Annotated in this window: 23 protein-coding genes and 1 tRNA gene; 5 read left to right on the forward strand and 19 right to left on the reverse strand. The window is 44.3% G+C overall.

Annotation, left to right across the window (positions count from 1 at the left end; all coding sequences use genetic code 11):
- Positions 1-97 precede the first annotated feature (97 nt).
- The gene (locus tag B0680_RS08855; RefSeq protein WP_078254737.1) at positions 98-346 is read right to left on the reverse strand and encodes a helix-turn-helix domain-containing protein; all 249 of its coding nucleotides are present in this window, start codon (positions 344-346) and stop codon (positions 98-100) included.
- Positions 347-519: 173 nt separating this feature from the next.
- Here B0680_RS08855 and B0680_RS08860 point away from each other — a divergent pair, with 173 nt between their 5' ends.
- The 3 genes from B0680_RS08860 (at position 520) to B0680_RS08870 (ending at position 4497) form a co-directional block, all read left to right on the forward strand.
- Positions 520-1416, forward strand: a complete 897-nt coding sequence (locus tag B0680_RS08860; protein ID WP_078254738.1) for a helix-turn-helix transcriptional regulator — start codon at positions 520-522, stop codon at positions 1414-1416.
- Between the two features lie 153 nt (positions 1417-1569).
- Positions 1570-2997 carry a factor H binding protein domain-containing protein gene (locus B0680_RS10920; RefSeq protein ID WP_078254739.1) on the forward strand — a complete coding sequence of 476 codons (1428 nt, stop codon included), beginning with the start codon at positions 1570-1572 and terminating at the stop codon, positions 2995-2997.
- Positions 2998-3069: 72 nt separating this feature from the next.
- A complete protein-coding gene (locus tag B0680_RS08870) occupies positions 3070-4497 on the forward strand; it encodes a porin family protein (RefSeq protein WP_158078318.1) in 1428 nt (475 codons plus the stop codon).
- 103 nt (positions 4498-4600) lie between these two features.
- On the opposite strand, the gene B0680_RS08875 is transcribed toward B0680_RS08870, so the two are convergent.
- The 6 genes from B0680_RS08875 to recA form a co-directional block, all read right to left on the reverse strand.
- On the reverse strand, positions 4601-4987 hold the full coding sequence (locus B0680_RS08875; RefSeq protein WP_078254741.1) for a hypothetical protein: 387 nt from the start codon (positions 4985-4987) through the stop codon (positions 4601-4603).
- A gap of 145 nt (positions 4988-5132) precedes the next feature.
- Positions 5133-5426: a DUF2799 domain-containing protein gene (locus B0680_RS08880; RefSeq protein ID WP_078254742.1), complete on the reverse strand. Its 294-nt coding sequence runs from the start codon at positions 5424-5426 to the stop codon at positions 5133-5135.
- Complete coding sequence (locus tag B0680_RS10840) at positions 5323-5565, reverse strand: hypothetical protein (protein ID WP_158078319.1); 243 nt, start codon at positions 5563-5565, stop codon at positions 5323-5325. The genes B0680_RS08880 and B0680_RS10840 overlap by 104 nt, the downstream gene beginning before the upstream one ends.
- A gap of 160 nt (positions 5566-5725) precedes the next feature.
- Positions 5726-6289 carry an MliC family protein gene (locus tag B0680_RS08885; RefSeq protein ID WP_078254743.1) on the reverse strand — a complete coding sequence of 188 codons (564 nt, stop codon included), beginning with the start codon at positions 6287-6289 and terminating at the stop codon, positions 5726-5728.
- An 872-nt stretch (positions 6290-7161) separates the two neighbouring features.
- Positions 7162-8178: a regulatory protein RecX gene (locus B0680_RS08890; protein ID WP_228143787.1), complete on the reverse strand. Its 1017-nt coding sequence runs from the start codon at positions 8176-8178 to the stop codon at positions 7162-7164.
- Between the two features lie 30 nt (positions 8179-8208).
- Entirely contained in the window at positions 8209-9276 is a 1068-nt protein-coding gene (recA, locus tag B0680_RS08895) for a recombinase RecA (protein ID WP_078254744.1), read from the reverse strand.
- A 790-nt stretch (positions 9277-10066) separates the two neighbouring features.
- Between recA and B0680_RS08900 the strand changes: the two genes are divergently transcribed.
- Together B0680_RS08900 and B0680_RS08905 are read left to right on the forward strand one after the other, a co-directional pair.
- Positions 10067-11449 (forward strand): FAD-binding oxidoreductase, encoded by a 1383-nt coding sequence (locus tag B0680_RS08900; RefSeq protein WP_078254745.1) that lies wholly within the window; start codon positions 10067-10069, stop codon positions 11447-11449.
- A gap of 75 nt (positions 11450-11524) precedes the next feature.
- Positions 11525-12790 (forward strand): MATE family efflux transporter, encoded by a 1266-nt coding sequence (locus tag B0680_RS08905; protein ID WP_078254746.1) that lies wholly within the window; start codon positions 11525-11527, stop codon positions 12788-12790.
- A 325-nt stretch (positions 12791-13115) separates the two neighbouring features.
- Here the strand turns inward: B0680_RS08905 and B0680_RS08910 are convergent, their stop codons facing one another.
- From B0680_RS08910 to epmB, 12 genes are all read right to left on the reverse strand, one after another.
- Positions 13116-13487, reverse strand: coding sequence for a hypothetical protein (locus B0680_RS08910; protein ID WP_078254747.1), 372 nt, complete (start codon positions 13485-13487; stop codon positions 13116-13118).
- A 476-nt stretch (positions 13488-13963) separates the two neighbouring features.
- Positions 13964-16150, reverse strand: coding sequence for a DUF3987 domain-containing protein (locus B0680_RS08915; RefSeq protein ID WP_078254748.1), 2187 nt, complete (start codon positions 16148-16150; stop codon positions 13964-13966).
- Positions 16147-16389: a hypothetical protein gene (locus B0680_RS08920; protein WP_078254749.1), complete on the reverse strand. Its 243-nt coding sequence runs from the start codon at positions 16387-16389 to the stop codon at positions 16147-16149. Before B0680_RS08920 ends, B0680_RS08915 begins: the two co-directional genes overlap by 4 nt.
- Positions 16386-16592, reverse strand: a complete 207-nt coding sequence (locus tag B0680_RS08925; protein ID WP_078254750.1) for a hypothetical protein — start codon at positions 16590-16592, stop codon at positions 16386-16388. The genes B0680_RS08920 and B0680_RS08925 overlap by 4 nt, the downstream gene beginning before the upstream one ends.
- Before the next feature lies 1 nt (position 16593).
- Positions 16594-17076 carry a hypothetical protein gene (locus B0680_RS08930; protein WP_078254751.1) on the reverse strand — a complete coding sequence of 161 codons (483 nt, stop codon included), beginning with the start codon at positions 17074-17076 and terminating at the stop codon, positions 16594-16596.
- Between the two features lie 78 nt (positions 17077-17154).
- Positions 17155-17532 carry a hypothetical protein gene (locus B0680_RS08935; RefSeq protein WP_078254752.1) on the reverse strand — a complete coding sequence of 126 codons (378 nt, stop codon included), beginning with the start codon at positions 17530-17532 and terminating at the stop codon, positions 17155-17157.
- Complete coding sequence (locus tag B0680_RS08940) at positions 17529-17771, reverse strand: helix-turn-helix domain-containing protein (RefSeq protein WP_078254753.1); 243 nt, start codon at positions 17769-17771, stop codon at positions 17529-17531. Before B0680_RS08940 ends, B0680_RS08935 begins: the two co-directional genes overlap by 4 nt.
- Positions 17768-17971 (reverse strand): helix-turn-helix transcriptional regulator, encoded by a 204-nt coding sequence (locus tag B0680_RS08945; protein WP_078254754.1) that lies wholly within the window; start codon positions 17969-17971, stop codon positions 17768-17770. The genes B0680_RS08940 and B0680_RS08945 overlap by 4 nt, the downstream gene beginning before the upstream one ends.
- Positions 17972-18163: 192 nt before the next feature.
- Positions 18164-18961: an FtsB family cell division protein gene (locus B0680_RS08950; RefSeq protein WP_078254755.1), complete on the reverse strand. Its 798-nt coding sequence runs from the start codon at positions 18959-18961 to the stop codon at positions 18164-18166.
- Between the two features lie 455 nt (positions 18962-19416).
- The gene (locus B0680_RS08955) at positions 19417-20622 is read right to left on the reverse strand and encodes a tyrosine-type recombinase/integrase (protein WP_078254756.1); all 1206 of its coding nucleotides are present in this window, start codon (positions 20620-20622) and stop codon (positions 19417-19419) included.
- A gap of 164 nt (positions 20623-20786) precedes the next feature.
- Positions 20787-20863 (reverse strand) — tRNA-Val (locus B0680_RS08960).
- Positions 20864-20930: 67 nt separating this feature from the next.
- Positions 20931-21971 (reverse strand): EF-P beta-lysylation protein EpmB, encoded by a 1041-nt coding sequence (epmB, locus tag B0680_RS08965; protein WP_078254757.1) that lies wholly within the window; start codon positions 21969-21971, stop codon positions 20931-20933.
- Positions 21972-22051: the final 80 nt, after the last annotated feature.

A 22051-nucleotide genomic window follows, 5' to 3' on the forward strand; every position in this document is an offset into this window, starting at 1 on the left:
CTTTTGGGGTGCGGTTCAAGATGGCAGGGTTTTTCTATGGCTATAAAAAAGTGATGGCGTGACACCACCTGTCAAATCGCTTTGTTAAACTAGCGACCTAAGACAGGGATTGTGCTTGATGAATCAAGTCGATACCGTCTTGTGGGTTTAGCCCTAAGGCTTGGCAATACCACACAAACTCCACCACATCAAGGCGACGATCACCTTCTTCGATGCGCTGGACGAATGAGTGGGGGCGATCAAGCCTGTGGGCAAGCTCACGCATGGTGAGACCTAGGCGTAGGCGTTCACTGCGTAGCCAAGTGCGTACGGCGATCATTTCGGGGCTGTAGATACTTTTGGTCATATGTCTATTTACAGCAACTTGACCGAATTACCCAAATTGAGTACAATCTGCCTAAATAATGCCGATCATCGCTAAGTCCCATATCAGTCGGTCAGGTGCTGTCTGCTGTGCTATGATAGGGGTGGCGCTGGGTTTGCCAGTATGATTAATGACATGACAAGGAATATTCTTGTATGAGTGATTCTCCACACGAAAAACTGGCGTATCGGCTATCCGACATGATCACCATGCTCAATACTGGTGAGACGCTCAATATCACTGAGTTGACCGAAAAATATCAGGTCAGTCGCCGTACCATGCTTCGAGATATCGAAGATCGCTTGGGATTTTTACCACTCCAAAAAACCGCCCAAGGCTATAAGCTTGAGCCAAGCTATCTAGGACAGCTTAGTTATAAAGACATCCGCACCTTTGCCCAAATCTCAGGTATCTCAGGACTATATCCCAATCTTGATACGGCATTTTTGCGTGAGATTTTGGATCATCGTGCTAGCCAAGTGTATTCGGTCAAGGGTTACACCTTTGAAGATGCAAAGCAATTTGAGCCGATGATGAGTCAGCTCAAATCCGCCATCAAATCCTGTCGGATGGTGGCGTTCATTTATAAAGATAAATCCCGCTTGGTTGCGCCTTATAAGATCATTCATCATCGTGGCTGCTGGTATTTGGCAGGTGTGCAGGATGGTGAGCTCAAGGCATATCGTATGAGCCGCATCAGTGTGTTTCGCTTTGATGATATGCCAAGCTTTGCCATGGATAAGGCTATCGTTGATCGCATCAACCAGGATGAGAGTATCTGGTACGGTCAGGACAAGGTGGAGGTGGTGCTCAAAGTAAGTGCCGATGTGGCGTCGCACTTTGTGCAGCGACAGCTACTGCCCGAGCAGCAGCTCATCAAAGAGCTTGATGATGGCGGGCTACTACTATCAAGCCATGTGGTGAGCGCCAAGCAGATTTTGCCACTTGTGCGCTACTGGATACCACATCTGAAGATTGTCAGCCCTGAAGGGTGGCAGGAAAAAGTCGAGAGCGAGATTAGAGCCTATCTGCAAGAAGTGCCAAAAATATAAAATTGTACAAAAAATAATCAGTTGATTAAATATTTATGAATTTTTTCTAGACAAACTTCATTGGTTGCATTATATTGCTATAAGATTTCTGTACTCATTTTGAGTACATCTTGATTTAGATTGTTACATTGGTTCATTGATAAGGAGTGCCAAATGAAAAATAAATTGAATGCGGCTGCACTGCTTGCATTGTCAGCAAGTCTAGCTGCTTGTAGCTCAGGTGGTGGCAGTTCATCTACGCCGCAATCTACACCAGTTGTATCAGCTGAACAAAAAGCTGCTGCTGAAGCTGCCAAGAAACTAGCTGCCGAAAAAGCTGCTGCTGAAGCCGCCGCTAAGAAAGCTGCAGCTGAAGCTGCTGCAAAGAAAGCCGCTGAAGAAGCAGCCAAAAAAGCCGCTGCCGAAGCCGCTGCCAAAAAAGCCGCTGAAGAAGCTGCCAAGAAACTAGCCGCCGAAAAAGCCGCTGCTGAAGCTGCTGCTAAGAAGGCTGCCGAAGAAGCTGCCAAAAAAGCCGCTGAAGAAGCGGCAAGAAAAGCTGCTGAAGCCGCTGCTCTAGAAGCTAAAATGAAACCTCTAATCGAAAAAGCACAAAAAGTTGGCTTTAGTGATGCCGAGGCAAAAGCCTACGCAGTAAAAAATGTCGCTCTGTCCAATGTAGTTGCTGAACAAAATTTAAAAACAGAAATCGAAGCTAAGGCTGACCGTGATCGTGCGCTACGCATCCCTTATGTGGATGGGCAAAAGGTATTTAATAAAGTCAATGCTATTGATTCAACTTCAAAACAGTCTGGTGCTAAGGTAGAGTACAAACGACCGGATGGAGTCTACGGTGGATATTTCACAAAGCGCACTGATATTAATAATGCCAATGGTGTTGTTGTGATTGATGGTAAGGAAGTTGCGCAAACTCGCATTGGTTCTGAGATTGTTTTGGTTCAGCCTTACTCGATTGTCTATGGAAATATGCTGAATAATGTTTCGGTTGATGGGAAAACTATCATTGATCCGACTGATAGAGTTTATTTTCGCATTGACGAGATTGCTGGCTATGCAGTGACTGATGCGTCACTACCCACTGAAGGTAAGGCAGTTTATAAACCAGCAAATGATGTTCATTATTTGGCGGATTTGCGTAGTGCTACAACATCTAATGGGCTGACTTATAAACAAGATAATGATCGCATTGATGCCTATAGCTTCAGTTATACTGTCGATTTTGCAGGCAAAACAGGCAGTGGACAAATGGAGATTGGAGGCTATCTAGCCCCGAAAGATGCTAAGTCTAGCTACAATACATACAAGGTTATGCTTAATGAGGGTGTTCTTAAGAAGCTGAAAATTGATAATGTAACCACTTATGGTGTGCAAGGCTCCGTCAATGTAGCAAGCTCTGGCTATACTGGGGAGTATAAAACAGATGGTCGCTACATTGTTGGTCTATTTGGCCCGCAAGCCGAAGAGTTGGCAGGTCGTGTCACCATCAATGCGCCATTCGCATTAATCACAAACGGCACTCAAACCGATCGCAAAGATCAAGTGGAGATTGGTGTGGTTGGTACTCGTGGTACTATCCAAAAATAATCCATGGTGCGTGATAAAAGTTACCCAAGTCATTGGGTAACTTTTTATTTGGAACAAACTAGAGAGTGTATTATGTATCATCGTTTGACAGTACTTACTGTATTATCATTGGTATCGATTACGGCGCAGGCTGTTGATGGTATCACTCAGGCTGATATCGAGGCGACTGTTTTGACGCCTGAGCCTGTGAAGTTTGAACGCAATCTACAGATGGATATTCAGGCACCGACTGTTGAGGTCATCGAGCCACAGGTTGAGATTGGACAGTCCGATGATTTGGTGGCGCGCATCAATCAGGCTTTGGTCGCCAAGGAGTGGGCATTGCTTGAGAGTCTGTTGATAGAGTATCGACAGTCTGAAGTTTATAATGTCGGTTTTGATAATTATGCCCAAGGTGCAATGCTTCGCAGTCAAGGTAAGTATAAGGCGGCAATCTCAAAGTTTGAACAGCTATTGGCGCAAGATACCGAATTGATTTATCCAAAATTTGACTATGCGATTATGCTGTATGAGAACAAACAGTATCGCCAGTCGCAGCAGGCTTTTGAAGCGGTGCGACCGAAGCTACCAGCACCAATCCAAGCTATTGTCGATCAGTATCTGAAGAATATTGACCAGGCGAGCAAGGTTGACTTTCGCTACAGTGCGCAATATGAGCAAACAGACAATGTCAATAACGCATCCAGCTCACCAACGGTCAAAGTGGGTGATTGGCTGATGCAACGGACGGAAGATTCTTTGCCGCAATCAGCAAATGGTGTGCGCTACAATACTGGTGCGAACAAAGTCTATAACATCACAGGCAATCACTATTGGTATAATGATGTTGATGTCAGTGGTGTGCATTATTGGGATAATCGGGAATTTAGTGAGACTACAGGTACGATCGAGTCAGGTTATTTATATCAGGATTTTCAGCGTCAGTTTCAGCTAACTCCGATGATTTCGTATAATCTATTGGGTGGCAATCCATATAATTTGCAGTATGGGTTATCAGCTCGCTATCAGCAATCATTGACGCCTAAGATGCGTCTTAGTCTAAATGCTCAGCATTACCAAAAACGCTATGAAGAGGATGGGATAGCAAAGCGATATAATGGTTATCTGAATGCAGAATCGGCACATTTAATGTGGTTCAAATCTCCGAAGCTAATGCTCATGGGTGGGGTTGAGCTGAGCCAAGATCGTGTGGCGGATAATGTTGAAAATTCAACCAAGCAAGGTGTGATGATTGGCGGTACATGGACAGATGGTGCAATAGGCGTGAGATTGAATGCTCGCTATGCAGTGCGCCGATTTGATCATGAGCATTATTTATTTGATGTGATTCGTCGTGATGAGGAGCAGAGATATACCACTACTTTGTGGCACAACAAGATTGCCTATAAGGGATGGTTGCCGAAGTTGAATTATCAATATCATAAAATCGACAGCAATATTCCGGATTTGTATTCTAGAAGCGGTGGAGAATTTTTTGTCAGTATTGATAGATCGTTTTAATCTATTGTTATTTGGGTTGTGTGATTTCTCTCATTGTGGATGAAGCACCAAAAAAATCTCATCAGCAAAAACTGATGAGATTTTTTATGGTCAGTAGTACGGATTAGCGTACAACTTGGCAAGTAGTGCGTGCGTTTTTTACACCTTCTTGTGGGAAGTGTAGTGTACCAACTTCGCCATTGTCGCTCCAGCCGAAACCGTTAGCATTGCTATAAGTTGCTTTTAGGTAGTTGTTTGCTGGGTTGTGACCCCATAGGTGCCATGAAGTGCGCTTGTTACGCTCTAGGATTTCAGTTTGACCATCAACAGTCACACGCATATCTTGGTATGGTGCGCGTTGAGTAGTAACAGTTTTGCCGTCTTCACATTGGAAAGTAGTTTCAACATGTTGAACTACTGGTGCATTGTAAGCACCGGCTTTTTCGTTTGCCATTGCAGTGGCTGAAGTTGCTAGTACAGCAGCGGCTAGGATAACTTTGCTAAGTTTCATAATAAAATCCTAAAATTTAAGTACGATAAAATACAGTCTATATCAAGCTGATATATTTTAAATTATAGCATTTTATTTCATAAAGCGTAAGTCAAAATCACAAAATTGTACAATCATTTACGAAATGAAACATTTTAACCAAATTTTACCACCAATACGGCGAACGATAAGGACCAAATGGACCATACCAACCAAAGGAATAAGGATATATCCAGTCTTGATTTAGACGGCTTCTTTGGTAGTATTGCTGATAGCCTAGAGCGTGCGACTGTTGAATCTCGAGCAGTCCTTCTTCTGGGCAAACTTGATTCATCGAATAGCCACGCTGACCAAGCTCATAGGCGTGTGCCTTGGTGCAGTAGCTTTTTAGTCCTGCTTGGCGACCAGCTTCCCATTTGATAGTGAGAGATTTCATAGGCGTAGCGACCGGCTTTGCCATCTTGTTCGCCGAGCGCTTGCCAGTTTGGTGCTTGGCAGTTGATACCGGGTTTGGCTGTATGGTTGCCTGTGGTGGCGCAGGCGCTAAGAACGAGTGGGGCGACCAAGATGATACCCGAGACGATGCTAAGTCGTTTCATGACAATGCTCACAAAAGCCAAAGATGATTCATTATAAACCTGCAAGCATACAGGGCGCTAGTGGCTTTTGGTTACAGTGCTTTGCATTGTGTATCCATCAAGTGGCAAAAAATAAAGGCATACCGATGGGTACACCTTTAGAGTGTGTGGACTTGGCAGATTATGATGCTTGAGTGCCAACGCTTTGTGGCGCTTGTGGTGGTGTCATATCGGCGGGTTTGCCAGTACAAGTTAGGCTGTGCTCTTTGCCATTGACGGTGACAGTTAGGATGCCATCACGACCGTTGCTGTGCCATTCATATAGGCTTTGTGGGTTGGTTTCGTTCACAAAGCGCATACCTGAGCCTGATACCGCTGATGTCAGGGTAATGTCTTGATTGGTCAGTTTCCAAGTCGGTGCATTGACGGTCAATAGAGCATTGTCGTCTTTTGGATTGTATTTGGCGGTGATGGTTGCACCATCAGTACAGGTGTAGTTGGCGACTAGGTTGTTTTTGTCGCGCTTGCCTTTGCCATCACGACCTTCGTGCTTGCCGTGTTTTTCGTGTTTGTCGTGTTTGTCATGTTTACCATGCTCGCCGTGACGACCTTCGTGCTTACCATCACGACCTTCATGTTTGCCTTGCATCATGCGACCTTCTTCGTGCGCAGGTTTGGTTTGGTTGCTGGCACAGCCTGTGATGGCGACAGCGATAGCGGCAGATGCGATGAGTAATTTTTTCATAGGACACTCCCAAATAATAGGTGTTTAAACAGGTGATAAATCACAATGACAATAGTATAAGCCAAATCCCGATGGCGTGTGTAACGGCAGCCATCGCAATTTGTGGTAATGATGTGAGTGATGTTGATGCATTTCTCGCAAGTTTTGCTTAATGATGCTATGTGTGAAAATTTGCTACTTTGGCGATAACTTTGCGTAAAATTGGGCGTATTTGGGGTTTTGATAATCCGCTTTATCAGATGCTTGAGCGTGTGATAATGAGCGTGTGATATGATGACGATTAAGCAACATTATTAGCGAATTGACCCGTACCGCTAGCCATACTCAACATCAACAATGATGGCTGGTATATCGACCTAGCTTTGTGTATCCATATCGCCAAATAACAAGTTATCCACAGTCTTATCCACAAAATCTGTGGAAAAATTGTGAAACGCAGACAAGGGCGAATTTTTGGATTATAACTGCCAAAATTTGTCAATATCTTGACGATGTCAGTACAAAATATTTTATAACTATTTGATAATTAACAATTTAATTTGATATCAGAAAATTGGTTAAATTTTAACCAATTACGACAGAACCATGACAGATTAAGGGATTACACCTAAGATTTACGCCAATTTTTAAAAGTTATCCACAATTTTTTGGGGAAAAGTGAACAAGCCTTTATGGGACAAGGCTTGGCGATAGTGGATAATAATTTTGATAAGTATTATATCATTGTATAATTAATTATATTAATTAAACTGATGGCATAATCTTGCTATTATCGCACAATGTTTCACATCGATAGATGACAGCTGTGTGAAACCATCAGCACAAATCTGTATAAGCCAACCTGATAAATACATCATTAAACGCAATCGTGCTTAACCTAGCTCATCAAGCGTGTCGGGCGTGTGCTTGAGTGCATCTAGGCAGATACCCATTTCAAAACCCCGATATTGCAAAAATCGCAGTTGGCGGGCTTTTTCTTTGGGGTCGGTGGGGATGTTGTTGCCATATTTGCGGATGCGTGCTTCGACGGCAAGTCTAAGCCAATCCACTTCATCACCAGTATCAGCCAGCACTGTGCCATCGGTGAGACTGGCAAGGTCGGCTTGGGTGATGAGTGTGTCGAGTGATTCGGCAAGGGTGATGCGAGCGTCTTTGAAGGCTTGGCGGATGTGCTGTTTGCCACGACCTTTGCGGATATTTTCACGAATCAGCATATAAGCACAGCGTTCATCGGACTGATAGCCTTTGTTGGCGAACTCTTCGATGAGCGCATCGACGGCTGTGGGGTCGCAGTCTTTGGCGAGTAGCTTTTGGCGCAGTTCATGGCGAGACAGCTCACGGTGCGATAGATAATAAAACGCCAGCCAGCGCATATAGTTAGTAGCTCGGTCAGTGATAGCCAGTGGCTCGATGGCGACATCAGCAAGAGCGGCGGCTAGCTTATCGCTGATGACGGCATTGGTCTGACCAAGCTTGGCATCATCAAGCAGGGCTTTGATTTTGGGTGTGTCGTCATGGGATTGATTGTGATGACGGTTGCGAGTTTGGCGAGCCTTATGGGTGGTTTGGGCTTGCTTTGTGTTATTGGTTAAGCTTTGCTCATTCGATACTGTGCGTGGCTTGGGCTGTGCACGGCTACCAAGTTCATCACGCTCAAGCGTTTGTTTGGGTGTAGATTGTGTTGGCTGTTTGCTGTCGGTCTTTTTTGGCGTGCGTTTGGTTGAAGTAGGTTTTTTTGGACGCAGGGCCTGTTTTTGCTTAAAGGCGGGTTCGGTGGTGGTCAAGGCATAAAAATTGGACGCATCAAGCACGGTCGGCTGATACGACTCGGCAGAAACAGGCGACTCGCCCATCTCTGCCAAGATTTCGGATAAGGTCTTGATTGTCATAGGGTTTTGTATAGCAATGACAAGCCTTGATTAAAAGGCATCGCCATCTTCCATGCCTTCGACATATTCAGGCACTTCATCAGGCTCATCCGCTGATGCGGCAGGCTTGGTAGCAAGCTTGGCTTCACGGATTTTGGTTTCGATTTCGGCGGCGATGGCAGGATTTTCTTGTAGATATTTGACCGTATTGGCTTTGCCTTGACCGATTTTGCCGTCGCCATAGCTGTACCAAGCGCCTGATTTGCCGACAGCGCCGATGTCCACGCCCAAATCAATCACTTCGCCTAGGCGGTTGATGCCTTCGCCGTACATGATTTGGAACTCGGTTTGGCGAAACGGTGGCGCCATCTTGTTTTTGATGACTTTGACACGGGTGTCTGAGCCGACGATTTCTTCGCCTTCTTTGACACTGCCGATACGGCGGATGTCTAGGCGTACCGATGCGTAGAATTTGAGCGCATTACCGCCAGTGGTGGTTTCAGGCGAGCCGAACATGACACCGATTTTCATACGGATTTGGTTAATAAAAATCACCATACAGTTTGAACGCTTGGCATTACCGGTGATTTTACGCAGCGCTTGGCTCATCAGGCGCGCTTGCAGACCCATGTGGCTGTCGCCCATTTCGCCTTCGATTTCGGCTTTTGGGGTGAGGGCAGCGACCGAGTCCACGACAATCATGTCAATCGCCCCTGAGCGCACCAGCATATCAGCGATTTCGAGTGCTTGTTCACCGTTGTCAGGCTGTGAGACCAGTAGCGCATCGATGTCCACGCCCAATTTTTTGGCGTAAATCGGGTCAAGTGCGTGCTCGGCATCGATGAATGCACAAGTGCCGCCTTGTTTTTGGCATTCGGCGATGGTCTGAAGCGTTAGGGTGGTTTTACCCGAGCTTTCAGGGCCGAAGATTTCGATGATACGACCCTTTGGCAGACCGCCGATGCCGAGTGCAATGTCCAAGCCTAGTGAGCCTGTTGAGACCACATCAACATCAAGCTTGGCGGACTCGTCGCCTAGGTGCATGATGGTGTTTTTGCCAAATTGCTTCTCAATCTGCGCTAGGGCAGCTTTGAGTGCTTTTTCTTTATTTTCGTCCACAGTGGATTCCTTGATATTCTAGGCAATACTTGCCAAACTAAAGATTGGCTAATTATAGCATAAAAAGCCAAAGCGGTTGTGATTTTTGCGTAAGTGCGTTTGGCGGTCAATTTTGCTTTGTGCTGTCGTGCCATCAAAATAATGTAATGATGGCTATAAATGGTAAAATTGGCTAATGACACACAAGATTTGATAAGTTATCCACAGTCTTATCCACAAAATCTGTGGAAAAATTGTGAAACGATAAGCCTGCACTATCGATGAATAATATCAGCCAAAATTTGTCAATATCTTGACGCTGTCAGTACAAAATATTTTATAACTATATGATAATTAACAACTTAATTTTAAATCAGAAAATTGGTTAAATTTTAACCAATTACGACAGAACCATGACAAACTATAGGGTTGCACCTAAGATTTGTGCCAAATTTTAAAAGTTATCCACAATTTTTGGGGAAAAGTGAATGAGCCTTTGTGGGACAAGGCTTTGACACTATGGATAACTTTTGGATGGATTTTTTGATTAATTTTATGATATTGATTATTTATAAAATAGCCAGAAAAAATTTTGGATGTTTCACAATCAAGGATAATCAAGCGGTGAAACATCTTGCTATGACAGGTAGTAAGTGGCAGGCGGTGAAATGGGGTTTGGTGTGGGCGTGTTTGGGTGTTTTATTGATAAATTGCATAACAATTTGTGCTACAATAAATGATATAGTTTTTCATTTTTGCCGATGTTGGCAAGTGTTGATACCCCAATTGCAATCAAAAATTAGGAATTATGATGAGTCAAACCACACGATTTGCCGATGCCATCGATACGCTGAGTGCACGATTTGGCAAGCAGTTATCCACCAATCTAACAACCAGACAGCAGCACGCGCACACGACGACTTGGCTTGACAATCAGCCTGCCGATGCTGTCTTGATGGCGCAGGATAAATATGATGTCGCCGATGCGGTGAAGATTTGTCATGAGTATGCGATGCCTGTGATTGCCTTTGGGATTGGCTCATCGCTTGAGGGTCATGTCAATGCACCGATGGGCGGGCTGTGTATCGATATGTCGCAGATGAACCAAGTGGTGGCAGTCAATGAAGAGGATTTGACCGCAACGGTGCAAGCAGGCGTGACTCGTGAATCGCTCAATCAATATCTGCGTGCCACAGGGCTATTTTTCCCGCTAGACCCTGGAGCGAATGCGACCATCGGCGGTATGGTAGCGACTCGGGCATCAGGCACGAATGCGGTGCGTTATGGCACGATGAAAGATGTCACGCTGTCGCTTGAAGTGGTGCTACCCACAGGCGACATCATCCACACGGGCACCCGTGCCAAAAAATCATCAGCAGGCTATGATTTGACCCGTCTGATGGTTGGCTCTGAAGGCACGCTTGGGATTGTTACCGAAGTGACGGTACGACTGTTTGGCATACCTGAGTGTATCGGTAGTGGCGTGTGTCATTTTCCAAGTATTGACATGGCGTGCCAAGCGACGATTGCCACCATTCAGATGTGCTTGCCGATTGCTCGTATTGAGCTACTCGATGCGGTGCAAATCCGTGCCTGCAATCAGTATTCTGGCCTAAGCTTGCCTGAGCAGGCGACCTTGTTCGTTGAATTTCATGGTACACAGCAAGGCGTGGCAGAGCAGGCGGCGCTGTTTGAGCAGATTATCGAAGAGTTTGGCGGTCATGATTTTTGTTGGGATAGTGATGAAGCTGAGCGCAAAAAACTGTGGACGGCACGGCACAATGCCTACTTTGCCAGCTGTGCACTGAGACCTGATGCCAAAGCGTTATCGACTGATGCCTGTGTGCCGATTTCACAACTGGCAGAGTGCGTGACGCAGACGCAGGCGGATATCGAAGCATCAGGGATGCTTGCGCCGATTGTGGGTCATGTGGGTGATGGTAATTTTCATGTGCTATTGCTCGTCGATGTCAATGATGAACACGAAAAACAAACAGCCGAAGACATCATCGGACGCTTAGCGCAGCGTGCGATACAGATGGGTGGGACTTGCACCGGCGAGCATGGCGTGGGGCAGGGCAAACGCAAATATATGGCGGATGAGCACGGCGGTGCGCTTACGGTGATGCAAGCCATCAAACATGCCATCGACCCAAAAGGTATTATGAATCCGGGTAAGATTTGGATAGAATGATATGCTGAACTGAAGTTTCGGCACTCTTAATTGTGATGATGTTGAGCTTGTATGATTGACAGGGATTAAAAAGTCATGGAACTTGATAAAAATTCTCAAACGCTCATTGTTAAGCAATCAATATTGATAGGATTAACCAAATTGATTGCTTTATCCATGCCTATGATTGACCTAGTTATGCTTGCACACTGGTCAACTGTAGATGCGTTGTCTGATTATTCATTCATTACGCATCTTGTGCAAATTTTTGTAGTCATGACACTGGCTTTATCTATCGGAGTGCCGATATTTTTCAATCAGTCAGAGAATCAAAAAAGTGCAATCAGACGGTGCTTGGCATACGCTTTGGTTATGAGTGTACTGATTGTGCCACTAATCACCGTTTTCTTTTATGCGTTAGATTGGGTGAACCATTTTAATCAAATCCAAACATACACTTACTTTTCTTTGGTAGCGGGTATAGTAACTTTACCAACTTATGTTGTTATTAGCCATGTTTTGGATGCGATGGGTCAATCCAAAAAGATGATTTATTTAACGGCAATATTATCAATAGTCAATTTATTGATTAATTATTATTATATATTCATTGCAGATATTCAAGAACAGCTTGGGGTTGCGATAGCAACCAGTGCAGTTAGGGTTCTTGGTTTGATAATCATCTTACTTTGGCTACTAAGACTGTTTGGGTCGTCTGTATTAATTCCTAAGTTTGACAAAAAATCTTTGTTGAGCCTAATGCGACTTGGGCGGTCAGACCTTGTTACGGGAATGGCATTTAGTGGTGGCTTTGCTTTATTGTCATTTTATTTGAGTGCTAATTATTCAAGTAAACTTGTCGGTGAATTTGGGATATTGTTAAATATCATTAATATTGTCTTTGTGTTTTATATTGGGTTTGCGGCGGCATTATCCATACATTTATCAAAGCATCCATCACAAAAGCACGAATTGCTTACAGCTGATTGGGATTATTTTATCTTAAAATCTATTGCCAAAAGTTTTATTGTTGGGCTTTTGGTAAGTCCAATTGTTACGTTGGTTTATTTTTATCCAATGTTTGCGGACAAATTGGTAATTGTTGGCTTGGCAATCACGATTGCGGTGTTGGATGGGCTTGCGATTGCTCTGATATCTCGCCTAAGGGTGGTTGGCTATGCCAAATATCCGCCATTAACCAGATTAATGCTAATTTTATTCGGTATTCCACTGGGGGTTTGTCTGTTGCCACACATGGATATATTGGGCGTGTTGCTTGCGTTCGCTTTGGCAAACGGCTTGGTTGCTTTAGTCCTGATTTTGTACAGTAGGGTGATTTTTCGCAGGCTAAAGCAGGTGTAGGTGATGATTGATAAAGGTAAAAGCTTGAATCATTTTGAGATACACAAACAAAAACCCCTTGAAAATCAATCATTTCAAGGGGTTTTGGATATGGTAGGCGTAAACGAAACCAAACTAATTTTGTAAAGCCTTGCAAATAAAGGCTTGGCAAGGGGTAGTAAAAAACCGATACCAACACTGATACCAACAAATTAAAAAGTCACCCCCAAAAATCGCCATTTTTTACCCATTTTTGATGCCATTGGCAGGCGTGCAAACTTCCAATTTTGCGGTGGTATAAATTTGCATGGGGGTGCGGTCATCTGCACCAATCGCCCAAACTTTTTCACCGCCCCTGCATGGGTGCGTTTTTTATCGAAATCATTAGGCAAATTGGCAGGCGTGGCGGTTGCTTGTATATTGCCAAGTGTGGCAGGTGCGATAATCGCCAGCTATCATCACCAGTGGAATGACAACGGTAATCAAATTGATTACCGATGGAATTAATATCAGCAATTGCCAGCACTAGCACACCGCCAGCAGACAAACACCAGCACCGCCAGCCAGCACCAAAAGTAACCAGCGGTATGATAACGACGGTTAAAATGACCGCCATTACCAATAATGGGCAATGGCTGGATAACTTGCCTTGATGACTGCCAGCACCGCCAGTCATCATGCTATTGGTGGCATCATGCAGGCGTGGCATCATTGCCATTATGTCCTATGCCATTACCATTATGTCCTATGCGTGAACCGCCCCTAGATACGCACCATTTGGGCTGTAATAGCGTTTGGCGGTGCTGTTGGTGTAATGGGTGCTTGATGGGGCAGGCGTGCTGTAATGGCTTGGTATGGGCTTTAATTAGGTTTCCTAATTTCCCAATGCTCTATATATGTGTTGGCAAGTTGTATATACAAATATTCATATTATTATATATATCCCTTATTACCCCTATACCCCCCACTTGATAGAATATCACCCCCAAAATATCGTTTTTTTATTCAAACTATGGGAAAGTGGGGAAAGTGGGAAAGTGGTAGGCTCTAGCCCTTATGGTATAAGGGTTTGCATACTTTCCCACCAAAAACACCAAAAAGGAAAGTAGGAAAGTGACAAGTACAAAAAAAGGGAAAGCGTGATACTTTCCCCATTGTAAGCCCTTGATATATAAGGCTTTGCGGTTTTATGTTTTACTTTCCCCTTACTTTCCCCAATAGGTAGGGATTAATAACAATTTCTCTAGCCTTACCGCTTTTGCCCCTGTATTCAATTTGGATATGATAGCAACATTCCAAAATTTCCATCACGCCTGCAAAGCTTTGGGCGTTTCTTAGGTGCTTTGGTGAAATATTTCTTTGTACCGTTTGATATGCCATGCGGTCTGTATGTTCGCCTTGGCATTCTTTCACAAGCCAGTCTATCGCCATTTGCTCATCGCTTTTACTTTCGCTTTGGGTGTCATCATAGCCAAGTAGTTCATTCATGCCATACCACACCAAGGCAAAGGCATTATCAAGGTACTTTGGCGTTATCTCATGTTCCCCATCATAAAACGCCAGTAATGATGCGATACGGCTTGCATTCTCTGCCATGCGTGATGCAAATGAACTAACATCATGTAGTAATTTTCCATCACCCAAAAGCGTTTCTACAGACTGCTGAAAATCGGCAAATTTCTGTAAGGTTTGATGGTCTTTAAATCGCATCATTTGGCGGTTGGGTAAGCCGTATTCATTGTATAGTTGCGGTATGTATTCACCATCTGCCATGCGTTTAAATGGGTGTTTGATGCGTGCTTGATGCGTAAATGGGCTAAGGTTTCCCCCTTGTTGTTCGCTCTCACCGCTTGGCATTTCATGCGTGCCGTTGGCTAATTGTTGGTGTGTGTCCAATAGCTGATAGCACCAATGCCAAAAGCGATTTAATAAGGGGTCTGTATCGGTCGATTGGCTCAATCGCTCGGGCGTGTTCCACTGTCTAGCCCCCATGAGTGACGGCTCATAACACACCAAAAACCGTGCCAAAAAGCCTTGTTCGGTCATTAGGCTGTCACTCATTACCCCTTGCATGATAATTGGCTGTACGGCAATATCCATGGTTAGCCTGCATCGATACGCCTTATTTTTCTGTTTGAATTTATTGGCGGTCTTATTACTGCCTACTCGTGACTTATCCACTCTGCCACTGGAATGAATATTAGTCAGGCTTGCCAATGAACTGCCTGCCGTGTCTGATTTCATGCTATGACCGTGAAAGAACTTGCCCCCATCATCGCTAACCAAAGAAAGGTTTTTGATGCCATCATGTACATATCTATCCAAAATCTTTTCTATGGTCGCATCGGTGAAAATGGGCGTTAGGTCGATTGGCTCTTTTGGCTCTGTAAATTCCTTTCTTTGCTTTGGCGGTAGGCTTTGATACTCGTTATACGCTTGAATTTGTTGTTCAAATCGTCTGTTTTCGCATTCGGTAAATTGATAGATGCCGTTGTAGGTCAAATCCTGTAAGGCGGTTTTACCTGCACCGCTTTTACCTTGTGTTAATAGCCAAAGACTTACGGGCGTGTATTTACCAAGTAGCAAAGGGGCATCGATAAAGCATTGAGCAACGGTCGATAATGCACCCAACACGCTTTGCCCTGCCCATGATAGTGGCACTTGTGCGAAATATGCACACCGTTTGACCACCGCCCCCAAATCATCACCAAACGCATCTATTGGATAGGGGTTAGCCGTGACGGTCTTTTGTGGTAGGGGCTTTGGCGTTTGCCACTGAATACGGCTCAATTCCACCTTGTCGGATTGTTCGCACACATCATCAAGGCTATCATGCGCTAATGCTGTTTGCAGGTCTGCAATGGTCAGATATAACACGCCATTGACGGCGGTTTTTAGGCTCTCTAGGCGTTGTTTGTCGGTCAGTGGTGCATATACCGCCAAAGGCTTGTTAAGCGTGCCAAAATGCGTAATAAGGGCGTTAAAATGATGCTCTAGCAGGCGTGGCAGGCATACCACACACCCTAAGTCATCTTTGACGGCATTATATAGCGCATCGGCATTTTCAAAGCCAATTACGGCATGGATTTTGGTGCATAACGCCACATCACCCAAAACCACTGCTTGCCCTTGATAATCTTTGATGACAAAGGGGCGTTTGAAATTGCTCTGAATGTCGGTATTTGGATAAATGATCAGATTGTTTTTATCGCCTGTATTGTCCTGTAAAATCACGCCTGCACTTTGTATGGCTGGATAGTCTTTGGCATCGCTATTGACTGATACAAATAAATCACACCATGCGGTGTGCATCGCAAAAGACAAATCATCATGATAAGTTGGCGTGTGGTCTAGTAATGGTAATTCTTTAATCTCAATCATGCCACACCCCCAAACATAACGGGCGTAATGCACACATCAAGCCCACAATACGCAAATATCTGGGCGATTCGCTCGGCTTGGTCTAGTGTTGGCAAGGTGCGGTGATAGTTGCCCTTGTGGCTTGTCAGCGTGTAGGCGGTTGGGCGTGGTGTGCCTGTCATGGCAGGCGTGATGGCTGAAATAGGGGCAATGACTGCCCCCTTGGTGTTGGTTTGGGTATTGGTGTTGTATGCGGTCATAATTCGCCCCCTGTATGTTCTTTTAACTCTTCCAAGGCTTTTTCGGTGCTTGTCCACATCGTCCAAAGCAATGCTTGTAGTTCATCGCTTTCTAGCGTGTTGTTATGGATAATGGCAAATAGCTGTGATAGGGTCTTAAGGCTAAATTCTGCACTCTCCACCGCTGATTTTAAAAAGTAGTTTTCTTGTTGTAATGCGTTCATCTTACACCCCCATAACCGCTAGAATGCCAAAGACAAGGCAAGCGATAGGCAAGCCAAGGACAAAGCCCAAAATTAGGCTTTCAATAGGGGTAAAGATTGAAAATTTTTGAATGGTGTTTGAGATTGCATTCATGGTGAACGCTCCTATTTCATTTTGAGTTTGAGAAAATCGCCCAAATAGGGTGATGGGGTTCACTCTCGGTTGAAATAGATACCGCCCCACATATTCGCCAAATGGCTTATTTTGTGGTGTCACCCCATCATAATATGATAGGTGCTTTGTCTGCACAAAGTCCTTATATGATGGGTTCACGCCTGCACCAATGCCACTTGTGGCGGTGTTTGGGCGTAAAAAAAGCCATTTTTGGCAGTTTGGCGAAACTGCTATTTCATTTTGAGAGAGAACGCCATTATCACCGCTCATTGCATCGATAGCAAATGATATTTTTTCATGGTTCAATGGTTTGTGATGAATATTATTCATGTTATAATTGCCCCGTTGGTAATTGATAAGTTGGTATTAGTGATACTTGCCCCTAGTTTGCATGGCTAGGGGTTTTTTTTATTCTTTGTGGGTTTGTTGTTTCTTGATGGCGTCAATATTTTTATAAATCGGCTCATCAAACAACAATAAGGCAGATAAATCCCCTGTTATTGTAGGTAAAATAACGGGGTATAATTCGGCATTATGGTAGCGTTTTGATAGCAGCACATGGGCGTATAGCTTACCGTTGTTATCCAGTTCAAGCGTTGTTACTAAACCAACGGCTTTCTCATCTTTAATATCAAAAACCAATGCGGTATCATCTACAAAAATAACAAATGGGCTTAGCGTTTGACGGCTGTTAAATGTGTTCATTATCTGTTTTATGCTATCAATGCTTAGCCCATCGCCTGCATTCATCACATGAATTTTTATTAATCCCTCTAATCCTTTCATGCCATCACTCCTGTCAGTTTGGTAATGTCGCTTGGCTCTATCCAATAGATGGCATGGCGTTTACCGCTAGGGGCTGTTGTCATGCGTGATTGGATTGGATAGCCGTCCTGTTTTAGTTCGGTGATACGCTGTGATAAGCTCCAACACCCCCAAAGGTTTAAGGCGGTCATTGGCTCAAGCGTTGCCCCTGTCTTTAGGTATGCCAAAATCAATGCCTTGTAGCTGTCTAGCGTGTTCATTCATTGCCCCCTTGTTCATCAATCCATGCCAAAATATCGGCGTTTTTCCAGGCGGTGCAATGCGTGCCAAACTTGATAGGCTGTGGAAATGTGCCGTTTTTTACCATTTTCCAAAGGGTCGATTTACCAAATGGCAGTAATGGCAAAATGTCTTTAAGTCGGCTCATGCCTTGCGGTGATAGTGTGGTTTGATTGGCCATTTCATACGCTCCAATAGTTCGCTTGTGGTTGTCGCACTTTATAGCGGTGCTTGGGCGTATGATAGGCGGTGAATGCACCGTAACGGCAATACCATTAAGGCTCACGGCAAGCACCGTTACCCCTGTATTTATCACCATCACGCAATAAAAAAGCCCTTGAAAATCAAGGGCTATAAACTGTAACGGTAAAAGTTAATCATGCGTGCCATGTCGGATAATTTTATCAATCCATCTTGCTTTACTTTGGTTCAATTCGGGGTAATTTTCCATAATCCACCGCTCTATATATTCTTGCTTTGGCTTGGTTGTTTCGTTGGTTGGGTCATAGTCCTGCCAATGCGTAACAAGCACATCATGCAGGGCTTGTAATGCCGTGTTGGTGTGATTGATGGCAGGCGTGGCATTGGCTTGTTGGTTGAGTTCGCTCTCAAGTTTTGCAATGCGTGCCTTTAGCTTGGCATTCTCTGCCTGCAGGTCTGCTATCTGCTGTTGGCTGTCATCGTTTGCGGTCGTGGCGTTAAGCTGTCTTTGTAGGTCTAAAATGCGTGTTTGTAAGCCTGCTATTATCTCACCTGCATTCATGGGGCTGTTGCTGTCATTCACGCCTGCCATGCTTGGTGATTGTTCCCCAAATGTCGGCAATTCTGATTTTTTCAAATAGTCGGTATAGGTTGGGTTGCTTGCTGTATCATGTTCAAGTTTATAAACATTCAATTCACCAGTAAAGCTATCAATGTAGCTTTGTAGCGTGTCCAAAGTATTTTCAAATATCGTGCGTTCATCATACACGCTTAGCCCTGTTTTTCTTTTCGGTGTGTAAACCGCTTTTTCATCTCTGCGATAAACGGTTAAATCCTTATAGGTAGTTTGCAAGTGTGTAATCACCGCTTGTATATCGCTATCATGCGATATTGCCAATTCATTCACCCATTGCCAAACTGGTATATATTCACCATCTTTTTGTTTGATCAGTTCATCAAAAAATCCCATTTTTTTTGCACCTTATCAATTAGCACCTTGACCAAATAGGGTGCAGGGCGTGGCGGTCTAAGGTGCAAAAATAACCGCCTTTCGGTAGCTACTCCTAGCCCTGCGAAAGTGTTTAGATTATACTAATCTACAACAAACTTTTGTTGTGGGTTTTTTTCGTCTAAGTTCGTCTAAGTTCGTCTATCATCACCGCTTTAGATGATGCCAATCTACAACAAACTACAATACCGCCAAAAATGCCGTTACTTTCCCAAATGGTAGGAAAGTTGGGAAAGTGTGGGGAAAGTGATAGGAAAGTTGGCAAGCCCTTTATTTTCAAGGCTTGGCGGTTTTCGTTGCATCGTTTTACTTTCCTACTTTCCCCTACTTTCCTTTGATAATTTTTTATGGGAAAGTGCCACAAAGCCTTATATAGCAAGGGTTTGCGGTAGTTACTTTCCTACTTTCCCCATTTTCTAGGGTAAATAATTAATTTTCCCTATTTCACCATCTATCATATCTGCCCATTCTTGCATCATCTGTTGGCGGTAGGGGATATGCTTGGCGTGGTCATACGCCCCTGCCACTTTATCCTTTTTTTGGTGTGCAAGCTGTAGTTCAATAGCTTCATGTATATATTGGCGTTCGTGTAATGTAGTACTTGCTAATCCCCTAAAGCCGTGACCAGTCATTTTGCCTTGCCACCCTAACCGCTTTAATGCACTGGTGATAAAGTTCTCACTAACTGGGGCTTTTGATACGGTGTTATAAAATACAAATTCATCACTTAGCCCCATTGCCTTGATGGTCTGTAAAATCTCTATGGCTTGGCTAGATAATGGAATAATGTGTTCTTTGCCCATTTTCATACGCTTGGCAGGGATGCGCCACAAACACGCCTGCCAGTCTATTTCCTGCCATGTCATAAACCGCATTTCAATGGTTCTAACCATGGTATAACAAATAAACCGAATGGCAAGCTTGGTTAATGGCTCACAATTGGAATGATCAATATCGGCAAATAGGGCGTTTAATTCGTTAAATTCAATGCGTGCAAAGTGTCGCTCGGTGCGTTCCTGCAGTCGCTTTTCTAGCCCCTTATGCGGTGATATGCCGTTGAATTGGTCATGTATGATAGCGTGGTCATAGATAGCACCAATTTGGCGATTAGCACGCCTTGCCATATCACCTGCACCCCTTTTATCAATGGCACTAATCACATCAAACACCATTGCAGGCGTGATGGCTTTTACATCGATATGGGCAAGCTTTGGGGCTATATCCCGTTGGTATAAATTAAAGTCTTTTTGATAGGTGCTAGGCGTAACGGTCTTTTTGCCTGCATTGGCAGGGCTTGCAGGGTTACGGCTCTCATGATAGGCGTGTGCCACATCACCAAATAGCACCGCTGATGGCTTGGCGTGCTTTGGGTCAATGCCTTGTTTGATTTTCTCTTTGATTGATAGGGCGTGTATGCGTGCCTGCTGTAGGCTGATAGTTGGATATGTGCCAATGGTCATGCTTTGCTGTTTGCCATGCCATCGATAGGCAATCACCCATGATTTTACGCCCGTATGTCTTACCCAAAGTTGTAAGCCGTTCCCATCGGTGTATTTATCTACTTTGCCATGCGTACATTTGTCTGATGGCTTAAGCTTTTTTATGGCGGTATCAGTCAGCATTTTAGCCCCATTGTTGGTATCACAAAATCCGATACCAACAATGATACCAACATTTTATTCGGATTTAAAGGGATTTAGGCGGACTATGTAGGACAAGGAAAAGGGCGAAAACCCTTGAAAATAAAAGGGTGTCACACCGAAATGGACACCCTTAAATTAATGTTTGGTAGGCGTAAACGGACTCGAACCATCGACCCCCACCATGTCAAGGTGGTGCTCTAACCAACTGAGCTATACGCCTAAGATGTGCGTTATTCTAGCAGAGTTTTTGGATAATGCAAGCAGTTTTTTCAAAAAATTGCGAAATTTCAGCGATTTTGATGGCGATAAATATCAATCGGCGTCTTAAATGGGCGATTGGGCAACTCTTGCACAAGCTTTGGCACCAGATATCCGGGCAAGGTTTCGAGCAGTTGCCAATAAATAGTCACCGCCTGCTCAATCGGCAAATCAAAATGCGCCGCACCTTGTACCTTATCCAGTATATGCAGATAATAGGGCAAAATCCCTGCATCAAACAGACGATGGCTAAGTGCCGATAGCGTGTCTGCATCATCATTGATGCCTTTTAAGAGTACAGTTTGGTTCAGCAGGGTGACACCAGCTGATTTGAGCTGTTGGCATTTATCAATCAATATCTCATCGATTTCATTGGGGTGATTGATGTGTAGCACCATCACCAGTTTTTTTGGAGAATTGGCGAATAGGGCAAGTAGCTCATCATCGACACGATTAGGCAGAACCACAGGCAGGCGAGTGTGTAGGCGGATGGTGTGAATGTTTGGCAAAGCAGCAATGGCATCGAACCATAGCGACAGCTTGCGCTGATTGAGATTGAGCGGGTCGCCACCGCTTAGTAGCACTTCATTGACATCGGCGTGCTGTTTGATATAGTCCATCACCGCACTCATCTGCGATTGGCTTGGCAGGTTCGCCCCATAGTCAAAATGCTGACGAAAACAGTACCGACAATGCACCGCACACGCCCCTGTGACGGTCAGTAGCACTCGTGAGCGGTATTTATGCAATAATCCCTTGATAGGATTGTGGTTATTCTCATCGAGTGGGTCAGTGCCATAACCTGCAACCGCTAGCGTTTCTTGATGGCTTGGCAATACTTGTAATAACAGCGGGTCTTGGGCATTGCCTTTTTGCATTTTGGCGACAAAGGCTTTTGGCACACGCAGGGGGAATTTTTTGGGCGTATGGCTATCACCACTTGGCAAATCTAGCAAGGATAACAGCTCATCGACATCGCTGATACCATCAGCAAGCTCGCTTTGCCATGAGTCTTGATTGCTTTGTGATGGGTTTTTTGAGTCTGCGTGCAAAATTTTTGATAATTTCATGGTTTATTTTTTGACAAAAATCAGTAAAACTTTATATAATGCAATGTTTGAAAGTCATGATTGCGTTTGCTTGTCATTAT

Origin of the sequence: Moraxella pluranimalium, assembly GCF_002014825.1 — a bacterium.
GTDB lineage: Bacteria > Pseudomonadota > Gammaproteobacteria > Pseudomonadales > Moraxellaceae > Moraxella > Moraxella pluranimalium.